Origin of the sequence: Rhodopseudomonas palustris (genome assembly GCF_013415845.1) — a bacterium.
Taxonomy (GTDB): domain Bacteria; phylum Pseudomonadota; class Alphaproteobacteria; order Rhizobiales; family Xanthobacteraceae; genus Rhodopseudomonas; species Rhodopseudomonas palustris_F.
In genome coordinates this window covers 1,830,970-1,849,893 of the sequence record NZ_CP058907.1, presented here as the reverse complement: position 1 = coordinate 1,849,893, position 18,924 = coordinate 1,830,970, and the positions used below count along the sequence as shown (strand labels likewise).

Sequence of the window (18,924 nt, the reverse complement as noted above, 5' to 3'; positions counted from 1 at the left end):
TCCGGACTTGCGAGCTTCGCTCGCAATCCGGAATGACAACAACATGGAGGCCTGCAGATGCCGACCGAACGTTTCCAATTTGCAGGCAGCGGCGGGCATCAACTCGCGGCGGCGCTCGATCTGCCGGATGCGCAGCCGCTCGCCTATGCGCTGTTCGCGCATTGCTTCACCTGCAGCAAGGACAACCTCGCGGCGCGGCGGATCGCGGCGGCGCTGGCGGCGCGCGGCATCGCGGTGCTGCGGTTCGATTTCACCGGGCTTGGCGCCAGCGAGGGCGAGTTCGAAAATGCGACGTTTTCGTCCAACGTCGCCGATCTGGTGCTGGCGGCGGACCATCTGCGCGCGACGCATCGGGCGCCGTCGCTGCTGATCGGCCACAGTCTCGGCGGCGCTGCGGTGCTGGCAGCCGCGGCACAGATCCCCGAAGCGAAGGCGATTGCCACCATCGCGGCGCCGTCCGATCCGTCGCACGTCACCGGACTGTTCGCCGGTCAGGTCGACACGATCCGCACTGAAGGCCGCGTCGATGTTTCGCTGGCCGGCCGCCCGTTTACGATCAAGCGCGAGTTTCTCGACGACATCGCCGAACACAACCTGATGGCCGAGATCGGCAAGTTGCACAAAGCGCTGCTGATCCTGCATGCGCCGACCGACGACACCGTCGGCATCGACAACGCCACCAAGATCTTTCTCGCGGCCAAGCATCCGAAGAGCTTCGTCTCGCTCGATCACGCCGACCATCTGCTGAGCGATCGCCGTGACGCGAACTACGCCGCCGGGGTGATCGCGGCCTGGGCGCAGCGCTACATCGACGCCGAGCCGCCGGCCCCGACTGCCGGCGCGCCCGAGGTGCCGCGCCTCGTCACCGTGCAGGAAACCGGCGACGGCAAGTTCCAGCAGCAGATCAGCGTCGGACCGCATCGACTGCTGGCCGATGAGCCGGCCAGCGTCGGCGGCCGCGACAGCGGTCCAGGGCCCTACGATCTGCTGCTGTCGGCGCTCGGCGCCTGCACCTCGATGACGATGCGGCTCTATGCCGAACGCAAGGCGCTGCCGCTCGATCGTGTCACGGTGACGCTGAGCCACGCCAAGATCCACGCCGAGGATTGCGCCGAATGCGAAACCAAGGTCGGGCTGCTCGACCGCATCGAGCGGGTGATCGGCATCGAGGGTGACCTCTCCGCCGAGCAGCGCGCCAAACTGATCGAGATCGCCGACAAATGTCCGGTGCATCGCACCCTCACCTCGGAAGTCAGCATCATCACGCGTAGCGCCGATTGACGCTGCCGGCCGCTTCCCCGACACTGCCGAAAACAAAATCAGGGAGGCGGCGATGCCGGCAGTGGCGCGGATCGATCCGAAGACCATCTTCACGCCCGACGAATGGGCGCGGCTGACGCATCGCAGCTCGGCCCGCGGCCTGTGGCTGGTGGCGCATGCCTGGGGCACGATCGCCCTCGCCGTCGCGCTGGTGACGATCTGGCCGAACCCGCTGACCTGGCTGATCGCGGTGATGATCGTCGGCACCAGGCAACTCGGCCTCGCCATCCTGATGCACGAGGCAGCGCATGGCGGGCTGCACCGCAATGCGAAACTCAACGAAGCGATCGGGCAATGGCTGTGCGCGGTGCCGGTCGGCGCCGATCTGCCGGCGTATCGGCGCTATCATCTGCAGCATCACAAATACACCCAGCAGCCGGAGGACCCCGACCTGGTGCTGTCGGCGCCGTTCCCGATCAGCAAGGACAGCTTTGTCCGCAAGGCGATCCGCGACCTCACCGGACAGACCTTCGTCAAGCAGCGGCTGCCGGCGCTGAAGGCGCTGTTCGCGCCGGCGGACAGCGGCGCGCCGAAGCACGACAGCTTCGTCGCCAGCGGCAAGGCGCGAACCCAGCGCTTCCTCGCGGCCAACGCCGTCTTGCTGGTGCTGTTCTGGCTGGCCGGCGCCGGCATCTGGTTCGTCGGCGTCTGGCTGGTGGCGATGGCGACTTGGCTGCCGCTGGTGACGCGGGTGCGCAACATCGCCGAACACGCCTGCACCTCGACCAGCACTGATCCGTTCAGCCAGGCCCGCACCACACTGGCCAATCCGCTGGAGCGCGCGCTGATCGCGCCATACTGGGTCAACTACCACGCCGAGCATCATCTGTTCATGTACCTGCCCTGCTATAATCTGCCGGAGGCGCACCGGCTGCTACAGCAGAAGGGCCTGATCGACCGCGTCACCGTGGCGCCGTCCTATCGCGACGTGCTGAAGCTGGCGACGACACAATCGACACATTGCGCAAGCGTCTGATCGAAGAAGCAAAGAGCCGGCGTGAAATACTCACGGCCTTTGAAAAGAGCTGGATCCTGGATGCTTTAGCGACCTAGTGACTGATTTTCCACAGACCGAGTGTGGATATCTGAAATACCTAGTCAGAGGGGATCACTTCGGCCCAGCCGCCTACGCTAGACTGTTAGCTGCGCAATGTAGCCGCGTCCGAGAGGTCCGCTTAAGGTCATTTCCCGCCACCCACAGCAATGATGCTGGCCGGGCAATGCCCGCTCCCACCCCAAGCTGGACTACCGGGAAGCGTGGTGCGGCAATGACTGCTACACCGGCCGCTGACCTCAATTCGGGAGACCGAAGGCAAGCGGCGTATTGGGGGCCCACGCCTATCCTCACGCACGGCGGCGGCTCCGGAATACGGGCTCCCGGTCGAGCCTAGCGGGCGGCGAACAGCCAGCTCAGCAAATCAGCGACGACAGCGCAGCCGCTCGGGCTCCGGTTCCCGAGCTGGCGCTTGCGTCCCGGCACGACGGGGCAAAATCGCAACTGACGACGCGGCGAAGCTGCTGGTTCCGAGGGATCGCCTCTTGGGCGCGCGAAGAGGCGGCCTCGGCGGCCGTCGGCGCGTCAGCGCAGGCGGACACCGATGGTGTAGGACGGCCGCTGTGCGGGTTCGCGCCGGCTTCGGATCAGGCGCAGATCGTCGTCGAGGTAGATGTTCTCCATCATCGGCTTGGCCTGAAACGACTTCGCCAGCCGCTTCGCTGATGCCGCGTCGACGCCGCTGAAGTCGGGAGCGCCCAGGGTGGCGTTCGGAGCTTCGGCGCGATCGAGCTTCTGTGCCAGCACCGCGTCGAACCACGCTTCGGCATCGTCGATGCTGAGGCCCTTGTCGCGCCGGCCGCGTGCCACCTCGATGCCGATATTCTCGATCAGCCACCGCCCGCCTGTGACCTCGAAGCGCTGCACCAGCATCAGATTGCAGGCGAGCCCGAGCGGCGTCAGCCTGTGCAGCAGCGCGTTCTGGTGCCCCGGCGCATGGTGCGCGACGTTGGCGTAGAAGCCCCGGTCACGGAAGATCTGGTAGGACTGCGAAGGAATCCTACCCGGCAGCGCATGGTGAAACGGGATGGTCGACCACACCGGCGTCCACACCCCGATCACCGCCGCGACCTGATCCTCGGCGCGCGGATGCGGATTGCGCCGCGTCAGCTCATCGACATAGGGCGCGAGCGTGCCGTCCAGCAGTGCGAGCTTTTCGCTCAGCCGCTTGTCGTCCTGGCCCTCGACCAGTTGCAGCAGCCGGGTCTTGAGGGCCTGCGTACTCAGCAACGCGAGATCGGCACCGCTCACCTTGTCCAGCATCGGCAGAGGTCTCCGGTCACGAGCGAACGTACCACCTGCTGGCGGACTGCTGTTTCCGGTCCACCGTGGTTGCCGGTCACCGCTCGATCGGGACAACCGGCGGAACTTCAACCATCGCCGGAGCCGCAAGGTTCCTGTTTGGAAGCCGGTATAATAAGCGGGTCAAACGTGAGCGCGACGTGATGAGTTGGCCGGCGGCGAAACGTCCGACGGCTTCGACGTGATACCGAGTCGAAACGAACTAATCGGGCCTGATGATCACCCGGTCGCGCGACGAGCCAGCCACTGCGCGATACGCGGCCTGCGCCTGACCCAGCGGGTAGATCGCCCCATCGACGATCGGGAACGGCTTGAGATGCCCGCCGGCGAAGCCGTCGCCGAGCGAGCGCAGCACCTCCCCCGTCGCGATCGACGAGAACGCCAGCGTGTCGATGCCGACATAGGTGTGCTGGCCGCGGTAGAAGGCGAGGATGTCGAACTCGACGATGCGATGCACGGCGGCGATCAGGATCTGCCGGCCGCGCAGGGCTAGGCACTGGTTCGCCGCCTTGAAGTACGGATCGCCGACGGTGTTGAACACCACGTCGGCGCCCTTGCCGCCGGTGAGTTCGCGGAACTTGGCGGCGACATCGGTGGACGACGAGTCGATGATCTCCACCGGCGCACTGGCATGGCCCGCATAGGGCTCCGCCTTGCGCACCACGCCGATCACTTTGGCGCCGCGCCAGGTGGCGATCTGCGCGGCCGCCTGCCCGACCTTGCCGTTGATGCCCATGATCACCAGCGTCTCGCCGGCCGCGAGCACAGCGCGGCGCAGGCCTTCGGTCGCAGTGACGAACGGCACGCCGATGCCCGCGGCCTCTTCCCACGACACGCTTGCCGGCTTTTCGACCAGCGCGTCGGCTTCCACGACGAGATGCGTCGCGTGCGTGCCGTCGCGGCGGATGCCGAGATCGCCGGACGAGCCGAACACGTCGCGGCCGAGCCATTCGGCAGGACCGTCGATGACGCGACCGGCGAAATCGCGGCCCGGCGTGCGCGGAAACACCGCGTAAGGCATCAGCCCGGTCGCGGCCTTGACGTCGGACGGATTGACCGCCGCCGCCTTCACCTCGATCAGCACCTCGGAAGCCGCGCGCCGCGACAGCGGCAGCCTCTCGAGGACCGGCGTGATCGCCGCGACATCGGCGGCCTTGTCTTGCAGGCGAACGCAACGCGCCTCGATCGAGATCGCAGCGGCAACGGAAGAATCGGACATGGTGACGGCCTCAGCAGGAAACAGCGCCGCGTTCTGCCAGATTCCGCCGCGCCCGGCTATGCCGCGGGACGGGAGCTCATCGTCAGCAGATCATAGCGCGCCACCGGCTCGCCGTTCTGGTTGACGACCTCGACGTCCCAACGCACCTCGCCATATTCCGGCCGCCGCGCCGGCGACTTCTGCTTCACGGTCAGCTTCACCTTGATGCTGTCGTCAGGCGAGACGGGCTTGAGGAAACGCAGATTGTCGAGCCCGTAATTGGCGAGCAGCGGGCCCGGCGCCGGATCGACGAACAGGCCGGCGGCGAACGCCAGGATCAGATAGCCGTGCGCGACGCGGCCAGGGAAGAACGGATTGGCCTTGGCGGCCGCCTCGTCCATGTGGGCGTAAAAGGTGTCGCCGGTGAAATGCGCGAAGTGCTCGATGTCCTCAAGCGAGATCGGCCGGCTCGCGGTCTCAATGCTCTGGCCGATTTCGAGCTGGTTGTAGTTGAGCTTGAACGGATGCACCTCGGCCGCCGGCGCCGGCGCACCGCGGCTCCAAGTGCCGGTGAGTGCTGCGAGCCGCCGCGGTGACGCCTGGATCGCGGTGCGCTGCGTGTAGTGATACACGCTGCGCAAGCCGCCGAGCTCCTCTCCCCCACCGGCGCGGCCCGGACCGCCATGCAGCAGCGCCGGCAGCGGCGTGCCGTGGCCGGTGGATTCCGCCGCATCGTCACGGTCGACGATCAGCAGGCGGCCGTGGAACGGCGCAAGACCGAGGATCATCTGCTCGACGATTGTATCGTCGTAAGTAAATAGCGACGCAACCAGGCTGCCCTCACCTCGGCGGACCAGCTCGACCGCTTGGGCGACATCATCATAGGCCAGCACGGTCGCCACCGGACCGAACGCCTCCGTGGCGTGAACCAGCCTGGCCTGCATCGGATCGCGCGCGCGCAGCAGCACCGGCGCCATATAAGCACCCGCCTGGGTGTCTATGCCCTCAGCTTCGCAGACGTTCGGATCGCCGAACACGATCTCGGCTTCGCCCTGCAGCATCGCGATCGCCGCACGCACCGCCTCGCGCTGGCTGCGGCTGACCAAGGGGCCCATCGCCTTGTCGTCTTTGCGCGGATCGCCGAGCTTGACGTCGGCAAGCCTCGCCTTCAGCGCGTCGATCACTGCGGCCTCCTGCGCGCGCGGCACCAGCACGCGGCGGATCGCGGTGCATTTCTGCCCGGCCTTGGCGGTCATCTCGCGCACGATCTCGCGGACAAACAGATCGAACTCCGGATCGGCCGGCGTGATGTCGGGGCCGAGCACCGCGGCATTCAGCGAGTCCCGCTCGGCGATGAAGCGGATACTATGGCGCGCGACGTTCGGATGCGCGCGCAGCTTCTCCGAGGTCTCCAGCGATCCGGTGAAAGCGATCACATCCTGGCCGCCAAGATGATCGAGCAGATCGCCAAGGCCGCCGCAGACGAGCTGGAGCGCGCCTTGCGGCAGCAGCTTCGACTCGTCGATCAGCTTGACCAGCGCCTCGGCCACGTAGGCCGTCGCAGTCGCCGGCTTGGCGATCACCGGCACGCCGGCCAGCAGCGCCGGCGCGAGCTTTTCGAGCAAGCCCCAGCACGGGAAGTTGAAGGCGTTGATATGCACCGCGACGCCATGCAGCGGGCTGAGGATGTGCTGACCGACGAAGCTGCCGTGCTTCGACAAAGCCTCAACCTCGCCCTCGGTGATGAAGCTCGCATCCGGCAATTCGCGGCGGCCGCGCGACGCGAAAGCCGCGAGCGTGACCAGACCGCCCTCGATATCGATGGCGTTGTCGCGGCGGTTGGCGCCGGTATCGGCCGCGAGGGCGTAGAGCTGCTCCTTGCGCTCGCCCAAGTAAGCGCCGAGCGCCTTCAACATATCGGCGCGCTGATGAAACGTCATCGCCCGCAGCTTTGGCCCGCCGACCTGCCGCGCGTGGCGGGCGATTGCCGCGAAATCGAGTCCCGCACTGGACGCACGCGCCACGACGCGGCCGTCGATCGCGCTCGGAATATCGACCAGCCCGGTCGCCGGCGTCTCCCAGCGATCGCAGGCCAGGCTTTGCAGAATGGCGGTCATGGCGTCTCTCCCCGAGTGCGGTCCGCGATCACAGCGCGGTTTGACGTCCGCGCCGGCCGTTGACACGATGATTGCTTGGGCTAATAATTGACTGACCGATCGTTCAATTCAAGAGGCTTTGCGAAAGCCCGCGACGTGAGGGAGAGAAACGTGACCGACCTGATCGCCGATCAGGCGTCGTGGCCTTGCGCCATGTCGCTGTACTGCGCCTGCAGGAGCCCGCAGTGACCGTGGCGGCTCCGCAGACCCAGGCCGAACTATCGCCCGACCAACTGGCGCGGGCCTGCGCCGATGCGATGTGGACCAACGATCACGCCAGCAAGGCGCTCGGCATGGAGATCGTCGAGATCGGCGCCGGCTTCGCCACGCTGGCGATGACGGTGACCACCGACATGGTCAATGGCCACGGCATCGCCCATGGCGGCTTCATCTTCACCCTCGCCGACTCGGCCTTCGCCTACGCCTGCAATTCCTACAACGACTCGACGGTCGCGGCGCAGGGCGCGATCACCTTCATCCGCCCCGGGAAACTCGGCGCCCGGTTGGTCGCGACAGCGCGCGAAGTGTCGCGCTCCGGCCGCAGCGGCATCTACGACGTCCGCGTCAGCTCGGGCCAGACGGTGATCGCCGAATTCCGCGGCCATTCGCGCTCGATCGGCGGCACGCTAGTGCCACCGCAACAACCAGACCCACGCTGAGGAAGGAGACGGCGATGGCCGCAACCGTGCACCAGATCAAGCCGGGTACTTACAATCCGGAGCTCGACGACGCCGAGCGCGCCTCGCGCGATGAGATCGTCGCGCTGCAGACCAAGCGGCTGGCCTGGTCGCTGAAGCACGCCTACGACAACGTCGCGCACTATAAAGCCGCGTTCGACCGCAAGGGCGTGCATCCGTCGGACTTCCGCCAGCTCTCCGATCTGTCGAAGTTTCCGTTCACGGTGAAGACCGATCTGCGCAACAACTACCCGTTCGCGATGTTCGCGGTGCCGCGCGAAAACCTGGTGCGCGTCCACGCGTCGTCCGGCACCACCGGCAAGCCGATCGTGGTCGGCTACACGCAGAAGGACATCGACACCTGGGCCACCGTGATGGCCCGCTCGCTGCGCGCCGCCGGTGCGCGGCGCGGCATGATCATTCACAACTCCTACGGTTACGGCCTGTTCACCGGCGGCCTAGGCGCGCACTACGGCGGCGAAAAGCTCGGCTGCACCGTCGTTCCGGTGTCCGGCGGCATGACTGAACGGCAGGTGCAGCTGATCAACGACTTCCGCCCCGACGTCATCACCGTAACGCCGAGCTACATGCTGGCGATCCTCGATGAATTCAAACGCCAGGGCCTCGACCCGCGGCAATCCTCGCTGAAATACGGCGTGTTCGGTGCCGAGCCCTGGACCAATGCGATGCGCGCCGAGATCGAGCAGGCGTTCGACATGGATGCGACCGACATCTATGGGCTGTCGGAAGTGATCGGCCCCGGCGTCGCGCAGGAATGCGTCGAGACCAAAGACGGCCTGCACATCTGGGAGGATCACTTCTATCCGGAAGTGATCGATCCCGACACCGGCGACGTGCTGCCGGATGGCGAGAAAGGCGAACTGGTGTTCACCTCGCTCACCAAGGAAGCCTTTCCGGTGATCCGCTATCGCACCCGCGACCTGACGCGGCTGCTGCCCGGCACCGCGCGCCCCGGCATGCGCCGCATGGAAAAGATCACCGGCCGCTCCGACGACATGATCATCCTGCGCGGCGTCAACGTGTTTCCGACCCAGATCGAGGAAGTGCTGCTCGGCACCGACTGGTGCGGCGGCCACTTCATCATCGAGCTGACCCGCGAAGGCCGGATGGACGAGATGACGGTGCTGGCCGAAGCGCGCGCCGAGAGCTGGGACGGCGCCGGGCTGGTGCCGCACGCTGAGCGGGTCGCCGCCTACATCAAGAACACCATCGGCATCTCGACCACCATCAAGGTGGTGCCGCCCGACACGCTGGAGCGCTCGCTCGGCAAGGCCCGGCGGGTGTTCGACAAGCGGCCGAAGGGCTAGCGCGCGCTACAGCGCCTTGCGGAAGGTGAGATTGATCCGCTGTCGGCCGAGCAGCGGATGCTCGCCGTCCTTCAGCGTCAGCACGCCGTGATACACCAGCCGCGACGGGCCGCCCCACACCAGCACATCGCCATGACGCAGCTCATAGCGTCGCGGCTTGTCGCTGCGGGCCATGCCGCCGAACTGAAAAGTCGCCGGCAGGCCGAGCGACACCGACACGATCGGCGCCGAGAAGTCGGCTTCATCCTTGTCCTGATGCAGCGCCATCTTGGCGCCGGGCACGTAGCGATTAATCAGGCAGGCGTCCGGATCGAAGCCGGCAAAGCCGACGTCAGCGGCGGCGCGCTGCGCAAGATCGCGGAGCACCGCAGGCATCTTTGGCCACGGCGTCGCGCTGTCCGGATCGTTCGGCGAGTAGCGATAGCCGCGGCGGTCGGTGACCCAGCCGACGGAGCCGCAGCTCGTCATCGCCACGCTCATCGTGTGACCGCCCGGCGTCATCATGTGGCGGAACGGCGCACGCGCCACCACCGCGTCGATCGCGGCGAGCAGTTCGCGCTCGTTTGCGCGGGCAAAACCGCTGAGCAGCGCAGCACCCGGCGCGATGTCTTCCCGTCGCGGCGCGTCGTCGAGACCGTCGAACAGATCCGCCGTCACACCCTGCTCCTCTTCCCATCACCGGCGAAGCGCCAGTCGCTCGTCTCCGCTGCAAGATCGATGAAAGCCCGAACCTTCGCCGACAACAGCCGCGAGGTTGGATAGACGATCGCAATCGGCAACGGTGGCACTTCGTAGTTCGCCAGCACGATCTGCAGCCGCCCTGCCGCGATCGCGTCCGCTGCCTGATAGGCCAGCACGCGGGTCAGGCCGCCGCCCCGCTCGGCATCCAGGATCGCGACGTCGGCAACATTACTGACGAGGCGCGGCGTGCAGGCGATGCGGACATCGCGGCCGTCGACGACGAAGTGCCAGCCGGCCGGCGCGCCGGTCTGTCCGAAGTGGATCACATCATGCGCCGCGATCTCTGCCGGCGTGGCCGGAACGCCGCGCGCCGCCAAATAGGCCGGCGAGGCCACCACGATCCGGCGCATGGCGCCGAGCTGCCGCGCCACCAGGCTTGAATCCGACAGATGTCCGATCCGGACCGCGCAATCGACACCGTCCTCGACCAGGTTGATCATCAGGTCCGACAGCCGCAACTCGCCGGTCACCTCCGGGTAGCGTCGCAGATAGTCCGACAGCAGCGGCGCGACATGACGCCGGCCGAAGCCGACGGGAGCCGAAACGACCAGCCTGCCAGATGGGGTGACGCGCTCGGCCGCGGCGGAGGTGTCGGCCTCTTCGACGTCGGCCAAGATCCGCCGCACCCGTTCCAAATAGCGAGCGCCGGTATCGGTCAGCGCGACCGAGCGTGTCGTCCGTTGCAACAGCCGGGTGCCGAGACGCTCTTCCAGCGCCGCAACCATCCGGGTCACCGCGGAGGGCGACAGCCCGAGTCTTCGCGCAGCCGGCGCGAAGCCTTTCAGGTCGGCGACGGCCACAAACGCCGTCATCGTGTCCAATCGGTCCATGCCACTATTTCGAGGGGCGCAACAATGAAGTGTCAAATCAACTGATTGTTTCCGTCCAAGGAAAGAACGATCTGTCGGGAGGCATCAAGCAGGAGGGTCACATGACCGAAGCACTGCACGTCTCCAGCGACATCGCGTTCACGCCGACCGTCAAGGCGATCCAGGCGCGCAAGGGATCGCGCGACGCCTATGCCCGCGTCGAACGCAACGGCGGCTGGTCCACCACCATCGACGACAATTTGGCCGCCTTCCTCCGCGCCCAGACCAGCGTACTGCTCGCCACCGCCAGCGCAGACGGGCAGCCGTATATTCAGCATCGCGGCGGGCCCGCCGGCTTCCTTCACATCCTCGACGAGCACACCATCGGTTTCGCCGACTTCAAGGGCAACCAGCAGTTCATTACCCAGGGCAATCTGGCCGAAAACCCGAAGGCCTATCTGTTCGTGATTGACTATGCGCACCGGCGCCGGATCAAGATCTGGGGCCGCGCCAAGGTGATCGAGGACGATCCCGAGCTGGTCGCGCGGCTGATGCCAAAGGGCTACAAGGCAAGACCTGAACAGGCGATCCTGTTCGAGGTCGAGGCCTGGGACAGCAATTGCCCGCAGCATATCCCGCAGAAGTTTGATGCGGCGGACGTCGCCGCCGCGATCACGACGCGCGACATTCGGATCGCCGAGTTGGAGGCGCTGCTCGCGGCGGCCACGCAGCCGCGGGAATAATGGTTGGCCGATCCGCGCAGGCGGCCGGTTTCGCACCCGGCCGGAGCGGGATAAAGAGAGGCGATGAACGCCCTTCCCCCGATTGAAGCTGAAAACCCGTGCCAGAGCTGCGGCGCCTGCTGCGGCTATTCGGAAAACTGGCCGCGCTTCACGATCGAGGACGACGCCGCGCTGGACGCGATCCCGGCCGCGCTGGTCAATCAGCGGCTGTCGGGAATGCGCTGCGAAGCCAATCGCTGCGCCGCGCTGAGCGGGACGATCGGTCAGGCGACCGCCTGCACGATCTACGCGCTGCGACCCGAGGTCTGCCGCGACTGCCAGCCCGGCGATCCCGAATGCCTGATGGCGCGGCGGAAGTTCCGGCTCCCGCCGCTTCCCGCCGCGATCACGGACTGAGTTCGATCAGTTGGTGGCGTCCGGCGCCGGCTGACCGTCGAGTTCCACATCCGTCTCCTGATCGAGCGGGGCGAAACTGGCGAGCGGCGCAGTCGAAAGCGTAATCGATTTGCGCTGTGTGTAACCGCTCACCCGCGGCGAGCGTTTTTCATGGGCCAGGGCATACAGCACGGAACCCGCTCGTCCGCCGGCCTGGATCAGGTCGCGCTCGTCACAGGTCGCAGCGACGGCCAGCGCCAACGGCTGCAGATGAGCGCGACGATAGCAAAACAGCGCCAACATCGCCCGGACATCGCCGGACACGCTGTCGACGAGTTGCGACAGCCCGTTTTCGTTAGCTCGGTACATCTGGCCCAGCAGTTCCTCGCGGACCGGGCAAGCGTCGTTCTCGAAAGCTTCACGGCTGGACCACATCGGCGTTCTCCCGAACAGGTTGTGATCGCAAGGATGCGGCTGATTTTGTTAAGGACCTCTTAACTACACAACCTGATACCCACACCAGCCGTTGCGCGAGACGCATGGAACTAAACGGCGATCACGATTTGCGACGACCTGCAGTTTCGTCGTGACGTCGCCATCTAATCGGTTAACTATTCAAGTGCCGCCCTTGAGCGGCTTTCGGTTCAGTGAGTTCGTTCATCTTCACGATGGAGAGTACACATGGCTGATCCGGTCTCGTTATTTCCCAACCTGTTACAGCCCGCCGCCAAGACCTACGCCCCGATGGGCATCAAGTTCTGGGAAGGCGAGGCAACCGTCCTCGACAGCATGAAGGAGTTTGCCGACGGCTGGTTCGAGCGCCGGCGAATTGGAACCCGCGCCGCTCTCGAAGCGGCCCGGAGGATCGGCGAAGCGACAACGCCGCTCGATGCGTTCCGCGAGTATCAGGACTGGCTCGGCGGCGCGACGGCGCGCGTGCTCGAAGACGGCATGGCGTGGCAGCAGCAATTCATGAAGGCCAATGCCAAGCTGGCCCCACACCTGCAGAAGCAGGAGGCCCCGAACGAGAGTTCCGCGCCGGGGCCAGAGGATCGACTGAGCGCCTGAGAGCCCGGCCAGACACTCGTAGAGAATGCTACAGGCCCGCGTCCTGCCCGGGCTTGACCCGCGGATTCACGTCCGGGAGCAAAAGTCGCGGAAAACTGGCTGCTGGCCGGAACAAACCCGGCCAACACGAGATCGATGCGCGAACTCCACGCCTGACGGATGGCTGCTGATCCAACACAAGGAGCGCGGGGCTACGCTTCGTGCGTTACGCGGTGGGCGAAAGCTCCACGACTTCGATCACCGGCAGGCTGAGTTCGACCCGGTTGCGGCCGTTCAGCTTGGCCCGGTACAGCGCATTGTCGGCGCGTGCCACCAACGTGTCGGCATGATCGCCGGGCAGAACCTGGGCAACGCCGAAGCTCGCGGTGATCGTGCCGACATGCTCGAAGATGGTATGCGCGACCAGCAGGCGTAGCTTCTTGGCGGTTTCATAGGCCGCCGCCGCGTCGGTGTCGGGCAGCAGGATCGCGAATTCTTCGCCACCCCAGCGCGCCAACAGGTCCGCCTGCCGAACGCTCGCGTCGACGGTCCGCGACAGCCGGACCAGCACTTGGTCGCCGACCGGATGACCGTAGATATCGTTGACTTCCTTGAAGTGATCGATGTCGAAGATGATCAGCGAGAACGGTCTTCCGCTACGCAGCGACCGCGACAACTCCTCGTTCAAGCGGGCATCGAACTTCATCCGGTTCGCCAAGCCGGTCAGCGAGTCCGTGGCCGCCTGGCGGGCGAGATCTTCGGTCTGGATCAGCAGTTCCTCGCGAAGCTGGCGCTCGAAACGGTCCCGCACCCCGCGGTCCATGCCGAAGAAATAGAACAGCGCAGCGATCGCGACCTGAAGCGTGATGATGATGCCGAGCAGCCGGCTGGCGAAGATCCCCTTCACCGGAATGGCGAGGATCAGCGACATCTGGGTGCCGTCGATCGGCTGCCGCAGCACGTAGCTGCGTCGCCCGCCGAACTCGACCCAGTCGCCGCCAAAGATTTCGCGAGCCAGCATCGGGCGTCCCGACGCTCCAAACTGTTCGGCGATCTGAAGACGCGGCAGATCCGGCCGCGGCCACAGCGTTCGGAACAGTTCGTCGCGGCGGTTGGTAATGACGACCAGCCCACGTGCATCGACGACAAAAAATGCCTGGTCGAAGCGGGTCATCAGCTCCGCAAGTGTTTCCAGCGACGTCTCCAGCATCGCGACGCCTTGAATTTCTCCATGGGCATCGCGGATCGGGGAAGCGGTCAGATAAGTTCGCAGGCGCTGTGGCGGATCGACCCGGATCTGGTGCACGGCCCGGCCGGCGATCGACTGCTCGAACCAATCGACCGAGCGTAGGTTCGGCATGCCCAGCCAGCTCTGATCCGACGAATCTGACGATCCGACGATATCCCCGGCACGATTGACGATCAGGCCACGGGTCGCCTGTATGACTCCGGCATCGAGTTCGAGCAGCGACAGCTCGGCTACACGGTTGCCTTCCCGCCCAGCCAACATCGGTTGGACCGATGGCGACGCCGCGAGCGCTTTCACCATTGCGTCGGCGATCGCGGTTTCGCGTTCGAGGCCGCTGACCAGCAGAGTAACGTCGCCGGTCGCTTCGCCCTCGACCCCCTCGCGATAGATCTCGCCGAGATAGTTCGTCAGCGCCCAGCCAAGCGCCAAGACCAGCAGCAGGGTCGTGAGCACACCGATAAACTGGCGTTTCAAGTGCAGCGAATAGCCGGGATAATCCAGCTTCTCCATCACCCGGCGGCCCCAGGCCGCCCAGACCAGCGCCGCAAGCGCTACCGCGATCAGCCCACGAACGAGCTGAATCGGCACGCCGGTGACGCGTAGAAACGTCTCCTGATTGAAGCTGTTGGCCGGCCAGAACGGTGCGAACTCGACGATCATGCCGGCCGCCACGGCATAACCGGCGAAGGCGATCGTCACACCGACCATCAGCGGCCGATTGATCCGAATGTCGTCGTTTCGGCCCGTGAACGCCGTGAAGGCAACGAGGACCGCGCCGGGCGCGGCAAGCAGATAGCGCGCCGCCGCCTTCGCCGAGGCCAACCCGTCGACAAAGCCGATCGCGCCGATGCCTATGAGGATAGGGATATAAATCCACGGCCCGGGCATCGGCAGGCCGTGCGTCTCCCCCCCCTTCCGTCCCGCCTCGGCCAACAGCATGAAGGACACGATCAAGACCACCGTCCGGACCACCATGAACTCGGTGCCATCGCCCGCGATCAGAGCGAGCATGTCGAGCCATTCGTTGGCGCCGTGGACGCAGCCGAACAGTCCGATCCAGCGGATCGTGGCTCCACGATCGTCGTCTTGCCCCCGGGCGAGCACGAGACACAGTGCGCCGAGCAGGATGAACGACAGCCCATAGAAGAAGAAGATGAAGTCGAGCTGCGATTCCAAATGGCGGGCCATTGCACCGGAACTTCGGGTTATCCGCCACGACGTCGCGTGCGGTCAGCATCCCCTGCTGATCGCAACGACGCTAATCAGTCGCAAGTCATGCAGCCGTTAACGCCGCACCGCGTACAACTACGTGGAGCAGCCTCGAACACGAGTAATCCTGCGGATTGAACGGTCCGATTGATTCTGATCGTGAGTTTTTCGTGCACACCGCGCTGACAAATTGACGGAGTGCGGAACCGGCGGATTGCAAAACCGGTCGTACTACTCGGACCGGGCTAACGTCTCACGGATTTGCGGCAAGGACGATGGCGAGGCCGAAGCCGGTCAAGTGATGCAGCGCCTGATCGGTGCCAATCAGCCACCAGAACCAGCGATCCTGATTGGTGACGTCGTAAGTGGCAACGAGGAAGCCCTTCAGCCGATCGATCGCGAGATGGATCAGGAAATCGATCACGCCGATGTACCAGTAACGCGGCGCAAGGATCAGCATGAGCAGCGTCGTCATCACCAGATGCACACTGCAATGCGCAAGCAGCGGCAGCGCCCACCCGGTCTTGGCGTCCTTGCCCATCGCCATCCACTTGTTCTGGAAAATGAAATCCGCGAACACGTGTTTGATGGTGAGGAGCAGCATCCAATAGATCAGTGCGCCCACCGCAATCGACGACGACAAATCGGGAAGGATCAAGCTCGCACCTTCGCTTGGGCCTTGCGGGCGGTGATGGCGGCGGCTGTCGGGGCCCGACAGTCCGATCGCCCGCCCTCCCGCGCAGAGGCTTCGCATCGCAGCCGGTCGGCATCGACCAGCGCAGTTTTATGACATTTCTCGCGGCCGAATGCACGTGGCTGCCAGCGTACGGCCTTCATATGGCTGTGCAATTCCCGTCGCGCACGCACCGCACACAAACGGTAGCCGGGTGGCATGATCGGCGCGATCATGACGCCGCGGCCTGAATTGGCATCGCATCGCACCTTGCCCTGATGGCTTCGATCGCGCGCTTCAAACTGGTCTGTTTGCGATCCGGCAGCGCGGCGGCACGCGCCTCCGCAATCGCCTGTGCCAGATCCGGCAGCGGCAGCGTGCCGTTCACCGCCGGCTTCACCAGCGCGTCGATGATCAATGTCCAGTTCGCCATGCCGTAACGATAGCCATCGCCATAGCCGCGGACCATGGTGGCGCTTTCAACCACCGCGGTCACCGCGTCGGGACGGACAGCGAGGCTGCGGTCGATCATGTGCAGCCAGCGCTCCACCCATTTGCGCTCGTTGGCATAGCGAATTGACAGCAACCGCCAGCGCCGCAACCAGGAGATGATCCGCAGCTTGCGAATGCCGAGCCATCCGCTGCCGTTGAAGCGCATCTTCACCGGCATGTGCAGCCAGCCGAGATAGTCCAGCACTTTGAGCGTTGGATCGGCCACCACCACCGGCAGCGCCGCCACCACTTCGTCGATTCGAAACCGGCATCTACGGTCGATCCGCGGCATCGCACGGCCGGACGGCGCGCTCGCCGCTTCCTGCAGCGTGAGCTGCGCAATCCGAATCGGGTCTTCGTAGGCCATCCGCATCGCCAGCAGCTCGGCGATCCGCAGCAACATCGCGTCGTCGACTTCGCGCCGCCCGACGAATCGGCTGATCCGGTCGAGATACAGCCGCGCATAGCGGCGCCCTTGATAGTTCACCAGCCGGGCGGCAGCGTCCTCCAGCGCCTGCGCAATCGGCGGCGACGCTGTGGCCGGTGCGTTCAGCACGACGACGCGATCATTCTCGCCGAGCATTTCGGCGAGCGTGAAGCGCAGCGCGTCGATGTAGCCGGCCAACGCCGCAGCCCTCAGGCGGTCCGGCCGACGGCGTCGGTCCGCGGCGGCGGCGCGACCGCAGCCAATCGGGCCTGCAGTGATTCAATGTTCTCGAACAGCCGCGCACTGGCGAGGCGCAAGAAATAGAATCCGAATTCCGGGTTCTGCACGTACAGCTCCTCGACCTGACGATAGCTGACGCCGAGCACCGTACCGGCTTCGACGCATTCCAGCGTCTGCGTCCGCGTGTGGGTCGGCGACAGCATGCCGAGCTCGCCGACAATGGCGCCGACCGGCAGCTCGATGCCGGATTCGACCAGACGGAAGCGGCCGCTGACGATGTAGAACATCTCCTCGGCGCGCTCGTCTTTGTAGAACAGCTCTTCGCCGGTGGCGCATTTACGCTCGGTCATGAACGGCTTCAGCCAATCCATCGACAGGTCGCTGTTCACCGACTTCCTCACGTCGCGCACCAGTTGCAGCATCTGGTGCAGCCGCCAGGCGTTGAGCGGCAGCAGCACCGCGTGCAGCGCCAGCGTCGGATAGTTGTGGGTCGGGATCGACACCGCGATCAGCAGCAGGTTGGTCAGAATGCCGAACACCCGCAGTGGAATCATCGTCCGCATCGTGGCGGTGGCGAGCACAAAGATGGTCGCGAACACGCTGCTCGCCATGCCGGCATTCTGGGCGATGAGAGACATATCCATGTGGGACCCACCGTTGTCTTGCAATCGAAGGCGCCGAAGCCGGCGGAAGCGATCCGAGAGATAGCCGCCCTTCCGGCTGCCGCTCTCCCCTACACGCTGGTGCGGACGGAATTATAAACAGCAGGCGCAGATTGCGCGAGCGGCGCCCGAGCCCCTTCCGCGCCCCGGCGAGTTGACGGGCGCCCGGCCGGCGGGCAGTTTGCCCGGCCTATTTTCCCATCCGCCGCGGCGTTGTCCGCGGTCTTTGAAGGGCCCGGCGCCGTTCCGGCAGCCGCCCGCTTCCGATCAGGAGACCTGACCAATGTCCGACAGCGACACTGCCAGCGCGCCGGTGCTGACCATCGACGGTCCTCGCGCCACCATCCGACTAAACCGCCCCAAGCACCTCAACCGGCTGCAGCCGGACGACCTCGCCACCCTGCTCGATCAGTTCGCGCGGCTCGATGCCGATCCGGCGGTGCGAGTGCTGGTGCTCACCGGCACCGGCCGGGCATTCTCGGCGGGCTTCGATCTCGGCGAGGTCGCCGAGCGCGCCACCGCGGAGGTCGAGGCCGAATCCCCCGGGTCGGCGTTCGAAGTCGTGGTCAACCGGCTCGAGGATCTGCGGGTGCCGACGATCTGCCGGCTCAACGGCGGCGTCTATGGCGGTTCGACCGATCTGGCCCTGGCCTGTGATTTCCGCATCGGCGTCGACACCGCCGAGATGTTCATGCCGGCCGCAAGGCTCGGGCTGCATTACTATCCGGGCGGCATCAAGCGCTACGTCTCCCGCCTCGGCATCGACAACGCCAAGCGGCTGTTCCTCACCGCGCAGCGGATCGAAGCGGCCGAGATGCTGCGGATCGGCTATCTCACCGCGATGGTGCCGATGGACCGGCTCGACCGCGAGGTCGACGCCTTGGCGACGACGCTGGCCGGCAACGCGCCGAACGCGGTCGCCGGCATGAAGCGCGCCATCAACGAATTCGCCCGCGCCGCGTTCGACGAACAAGCCGCCGACACCCGCGCCCGCGCCTCGATGCGCAGCGACGAGATCAAAGAAGGCATCGCAGCGTTCACGGAAAAGCGTGCGCCGCGGTTTTGAAACTCATGCTTCGCAGACTCTCCGTCGTCATTCCGGGTCGCGAGCGCAGCTCGCGAGCCCGGAATGACGTGGAGAAGCTGTACTTGGCTTCGCTCGATAATCAGCATGGGATGCCAGTGCCACAACGGCAGCGCACTCCCTCGCCCCGCTCTTGCG

The 18,924-nt window shown here is 65.6% G+C and carries 18 protein-coding genes; 8 read left to right on the top strand and 10 right to left on the bottom strand.

Going from position 1 to position 18,924, the window contains the following annotated elements; genetic code table 11:
- Positions 1 to 57: 57 nt before the first annotated feature.
- Together HZF03_RS08525 and HZF03_RS08520 are read left to right on the top strand one after the other, a co-directional pair.
- Positions 58 to 1,281 carry a bifunctional alpha/beta hydrolase/OsmC family protein gene (locus tag HZF03_RS08525; protein ID WP_119018329.1) on the top strand — a complete coding sequence of 408 codons (1,224 nt, stop codon included), beginning with the start codon at positions 58 to 60 and terminating at the stop codon, positions 1,279 to 1,281.
- A gap of 52 nt (positions 1,282 to 1,333) precedes the next feature.
- Positions 1,334 to 2,296, top strand: a complete 963-nt coding sequence (locus tag HZF03_RS08520; RefSeq protein ID WP_119018328.1) for a fatty acid desaturase family protein — start codon at positions 1,334 to 1,336, stop codon at positions 2,294 to 2,296.
- A 603-nt stretch (positions 2,297 to 2,899) separates the two neighbouring features.
- On the opposite strand, the gene HZF03_RS08515 is transcribed toward HZF03_RS08520, so the two are convergent.
- The 3 genes from HZF03_RS08515 to paaZ form a co-directional block, all read right to left on the bottom strand.
- Positions 2,900 to 3,637 (bottom strand): hypothetical protein, encoded by a 738-nt coding sequence (locus HZF03_RS08515; protein ID WP_119018327.1) that lies wholly within the window; start codon positions 3,635 to 3,637, stop codon positions 2,900 to 2,902.
- A 241-nt stretch (positions 3,638 to 3,878) separates the two neighbouring features.
- Positions 3,879 to 4,895, bottom strand: a complete 1,017-nt coding sequence (locus HZF03_RS08510; RefSeq protein ID WP_119018326.1) for a quinone oxidoreductase family protein — start codon at positions 4,893 to 4,895, stop codon at positions 3,879 to 3,881.
- A gap of 56 nt (positions 4,896 to 4,951) precedes the next feature.
- Positions 4,952 to 6,991, bottom strand: coding sequence for a phenylacetic acid degradation bifunctional protein PaaZ (gene paaZ / locus HZF03_RS08505; RefSeq protein ID WP_119018325.1), 2,040 nt, complete (start codon positions 6,989 to 6,991; stop codon positions 4,952 to 4,954).
- A 224-nt stretch (positions 6,992 to 7,215) separates the two neighbouring features.
- Here paaZ and paaI point away from each other — a divergent pair, with 224 nt between their 5' ends.
- Both paaI and paaK read left to right on the top strand, forming a co-directional pair.
- On the top strand, positions 7,216 to 7,689 hold the full coding sequence (paaI, locus tag HZF03_RS08500; RefSeq protein ID WP_119018433.1) for a hydroxyphenylacetyl-CoA thioesterase PaaI: 474 nt from the start codon (positions 7,216 to 7,218) through the stop codon (positions 7,687 to 7,689).
- Positions 7,690 to 7,703: 14 nt separating this feature from the next.
- Positions 7,704 to 9,035, top strand: a complete 1,332-nt coding sequence (paaK, locus tag HZF03_RS08495; RefSeq protein WP_119018324.1) for a phenylacetate--CoA ligase PaaK — start codon at positions 7,704 to 7,706, stop codon at positions 9,033 to 9,035.
- Positions 9,036 to 9,041: 6 nt separating this feature from the next.
- Here the strand turns inward: paaK and alkB are convergent, their stop codons facing one another.
- Together alkB and HZF03_RS08485 are read right to left on the bottom strand one after the other, a co-directional pair.
- A complete protein-coding gene (gene alkB, locus HZF03_RS08490; RefSeq protein ID WP_119018323.1) occupies positions 9,042 to 9,692 on the bottom strand; it encodes a DNA oxidative demethylase AlkB in 651 nt (216 codons plus the stop codon).
- Positions 9,689 to 10,606, bottom strand: a complete 918-nt coding sequence (locus HZF03_RS08485) for a LysR family transcriptional regulator (RefSeq protein ID WP_119018322.1) — start codon at positions 10,604 to 10,606, stop codon at positions 9,689 to 9,691. Before HZF03_RS08485 ends, alkB begins: the two co-directional genes overlap by 4 nt.
- A 101-nt stretch (positions 10,607 to 10,707) precedes the next feature.
- On the opposite strand from HZF03_RS08485, the gene HZF03_RS08480 reads away from it, so the two are divergent.
- Positions 10,708 to 11,328 (top strand): pyridoxamine 5'-phosphate oxidase family protein, encoded by a 621-nt coding sequence (locus tag HZF03_RS08480; RefSeq protein ID WP_119018321.1) that lies wholly within the window; start codon positions 10,708 to 10,710, stop codon positions 11,326 to 11,328.
- A gap of 63 nt (positions 11,329 to 11,391) precedes the next feature.
- On the top strand, positions 11,392 to 11,724 hold the full coding sequence (locus tag HZF03_RS08475) for a YkgJ family cysteine cluster protein (protein ID WP_011157446.1): 333 nt from the start codon (positions 11,392 to 11,394) through the stop codon (positions 11,722 to 11,724).
- A gap of 6 nt (positions 11,725 to 11,730) precedes the next feature.
- Here HZF03_RS08475 and HZF03_RS08470 read toward each other — a convergent pair whose 3' ends face one another.
- Positions 11,731 to 12,138, bottom strand: a complete 408-nt coding sequence (locus tag HZF03_RS08470) for a hypothetical protein (RefSeq protein WP_119018320.1) — start codon at positions 12,136 to 12,138, stop codon at positions 11,731 to 11,733.
- 246 nt (positions 12,139 to 12,384) lie between these two features.
- Between HZF03_RS08470 and HZF03_RS08465 the strand changes: the two genes are divergently transcribed.
- Positions 12,385 to 12,771 (top strand): hypothetical protein, encoded by a 387-nt coding sequence (locus HZF03_RS08465; protein ID WP_119018319.1) that lies wholly within the window; start codon positions 12,385 to 12,387, stop codon positions 12,769 to 12,771.
- A gap of 205 nt (positions 12,772 to 12,976) precedes the next feature.
- Here the strand turns inward: HZF03_RS08465 and HZF03_RS08460 are convergent, their stop codons facing one another.
- The 4 genes from HZF03_RS08460 to HZF03_RS08445 all read right to left on the bottom strand — a co-directional run bounded on the left by HZF03_RS08460 (position 12,977) and on the right by HZF03_RS08445 (position 17,684).
- Entirely contained in the window at positions 12,977 to 15,187 is a 2,211-nt protein-coding gene (locus HZF03_RS08460; protein ID WP_119018318.1) for a sensor domain-containing diguanylate cyclase, read from the bottom strand.
- 274 nt (positions 15,188 to 15,461) lie between these two features.
- On the bottom strand, positions 15,462 to 15,866 hold the full coding sequence (locus tag HZF03_RS08455) for a DUF3307 domain-containing protein (protein WP_012495279.1): 405 nt from the start codon (positions 15,864 to 15,866) through the stop codon (positions 15,462 to 15,464).
- A 247-nt stretch (positions 15,867 to 16,113) separates the two neighbouring features.
- A complete protein-coding gene (locus HZF03_RS08450) occupies positions 16,114 to 16,998 on the bottom strand; it encodes a DUF6537 domain-containing protein (RefSeq protein WP_119018317.1) in 885 nt (294 codons plus the stop codon).
- A gap of 11 nt (positions 16,999 to 17,009) precedes the next feature.
- Positions 17,010 to 17,684: a Crp/Fnr family transcriptional regulator gene (locus HZF03_RS08445; RefSeq protein WP_011157440.1), complete on the bottom strand. Its 675-nt coding sequence runs from the start codon at positions 17,682 to 17,684 to the stop codon at positions 17,010 to 17,012.
- Positions 17,685 to 17,985: 301 nt separating this feature from the next.
- Here HZF03_RS08445 and HZF03_RS08440 point away from each other — a divergent pair, with 301 nt between their 5' ends.
- Positions 17,986 to 18,768: an enoyl-CoA hydratase/isomerase family protein gene (locus HZF03_RS08440; RefSeq protein WP_011157439.1), complete on the top strand. Its 783-nt coding sequence runs from the start codon at positions 17,986 to 17,988 to the stop codon at positions 18,766 to 18,768.
- Positions 18,769 to 18,924 lie beyond the last annotated feature (156 nt).

Excerpts from the sequence above, each read along its gene's own strand:
- HZF03_RS08515 (WP_119018327.1), bottom strand. The coding sequence starts at position 3,637 with ATGCTGGACAAGGTGAGCGGTGCCGATCTCGCGTTGCTGAGTACGCAG.
- HZF03_RS08520 (WP_119018328.1), top strand. The coding sequence starts at position 1,334 with ATGCCGGCAGTGGCGCGGATCGATCCGAAGACCATCTTCACGCCCGAC.
- HZF03_RS08470 (WP_119018320.1), bottom strand. The coding sequence starts at position 12,138 with ATGTGGTCCAGCCGTGAAGCTTTCGAGAACGACGCTTGCCCGGTCCGC.
- HZF03_RS08465 (WP_119018319.1), top strand. The coding sequence starts at position 12,385 with ATGGCTGATCCGGTCTCGTTATTTCCCAACCTGTTACAGCCCGCCGCC.
- HZF03_RS08480 (WP_119018321.1), top strand. The coding sequence starts at position 10,708 with ATGACCGAAGCACTGCACGTCTCCAGCGACATCGCGTTCACGCCGACC.
- HZF03_RS08460 (WP_119018318.1), bottom strand. The coding sequence starts at position 15,187 with ATGGCCCGCCATTTGGAATCGCAGCTCGACTTCATCTTCTTCTTCTAT.
- paaZ (WP_119018325.1), bottom strand. The coding sequence starts at position 6,991 with ATGACCGCCATTCTGCAAAGCCTGGCCTGCGATCGCTGGGAGACGCCG.
- HZF03_RS08485 (WP_119018322.1), bottom strand. The coding sequence starts at position 10,606 with ATGGACCGATTGGACACGATGACGGCGTTTGTGGCCGTCGCCGACCTG.
- HZF03_RS08445 (WP_011157440.1), bottom strand. The coding sequence starts at position 17,684 with ATGGATATGTCTCTCATCGCCCAGAATGCCGGCATGGCGAGCAGCGTG.
- HZF03_RS08475 (WP_011157446.1), top strand. The coding sequence starts at position 11,392 with ATGAACGCCCTTCCCCCGATTGAAGCTGAAAACCCGTGCCAGAGCTGC.
- HZF03_RS08525 (WP_119018329.1), top strand. The coding sequence starts at position 58 with ATGCCGACCGAACGTTTCCAATTTGCAGGCAGCGGCGGGCATCAACTC.
- HZF03_RS08510 (WP_119018326.1), bottom strand. The coding sequence starts at position 4,895 with ATGTCCGATTCTTCCGTTGCCGCTGCGATCTCGATCGAGGCGCGTTGC.
- HZF03_RS08440 (WP_011157439.1), top strand. The coding sequence starts at position 17,986 with ATGTCCGACAGCGACACTGCCAGCGCGCCGGTGCTGACCATCGACGGT.
- paaK (WP_119018324.1), top strand. The coding sequence starts at position 7,704 with ATGGCCGCAACCGTGCACCAGATCAAGCCGGGTACTTACAATCCGGAG.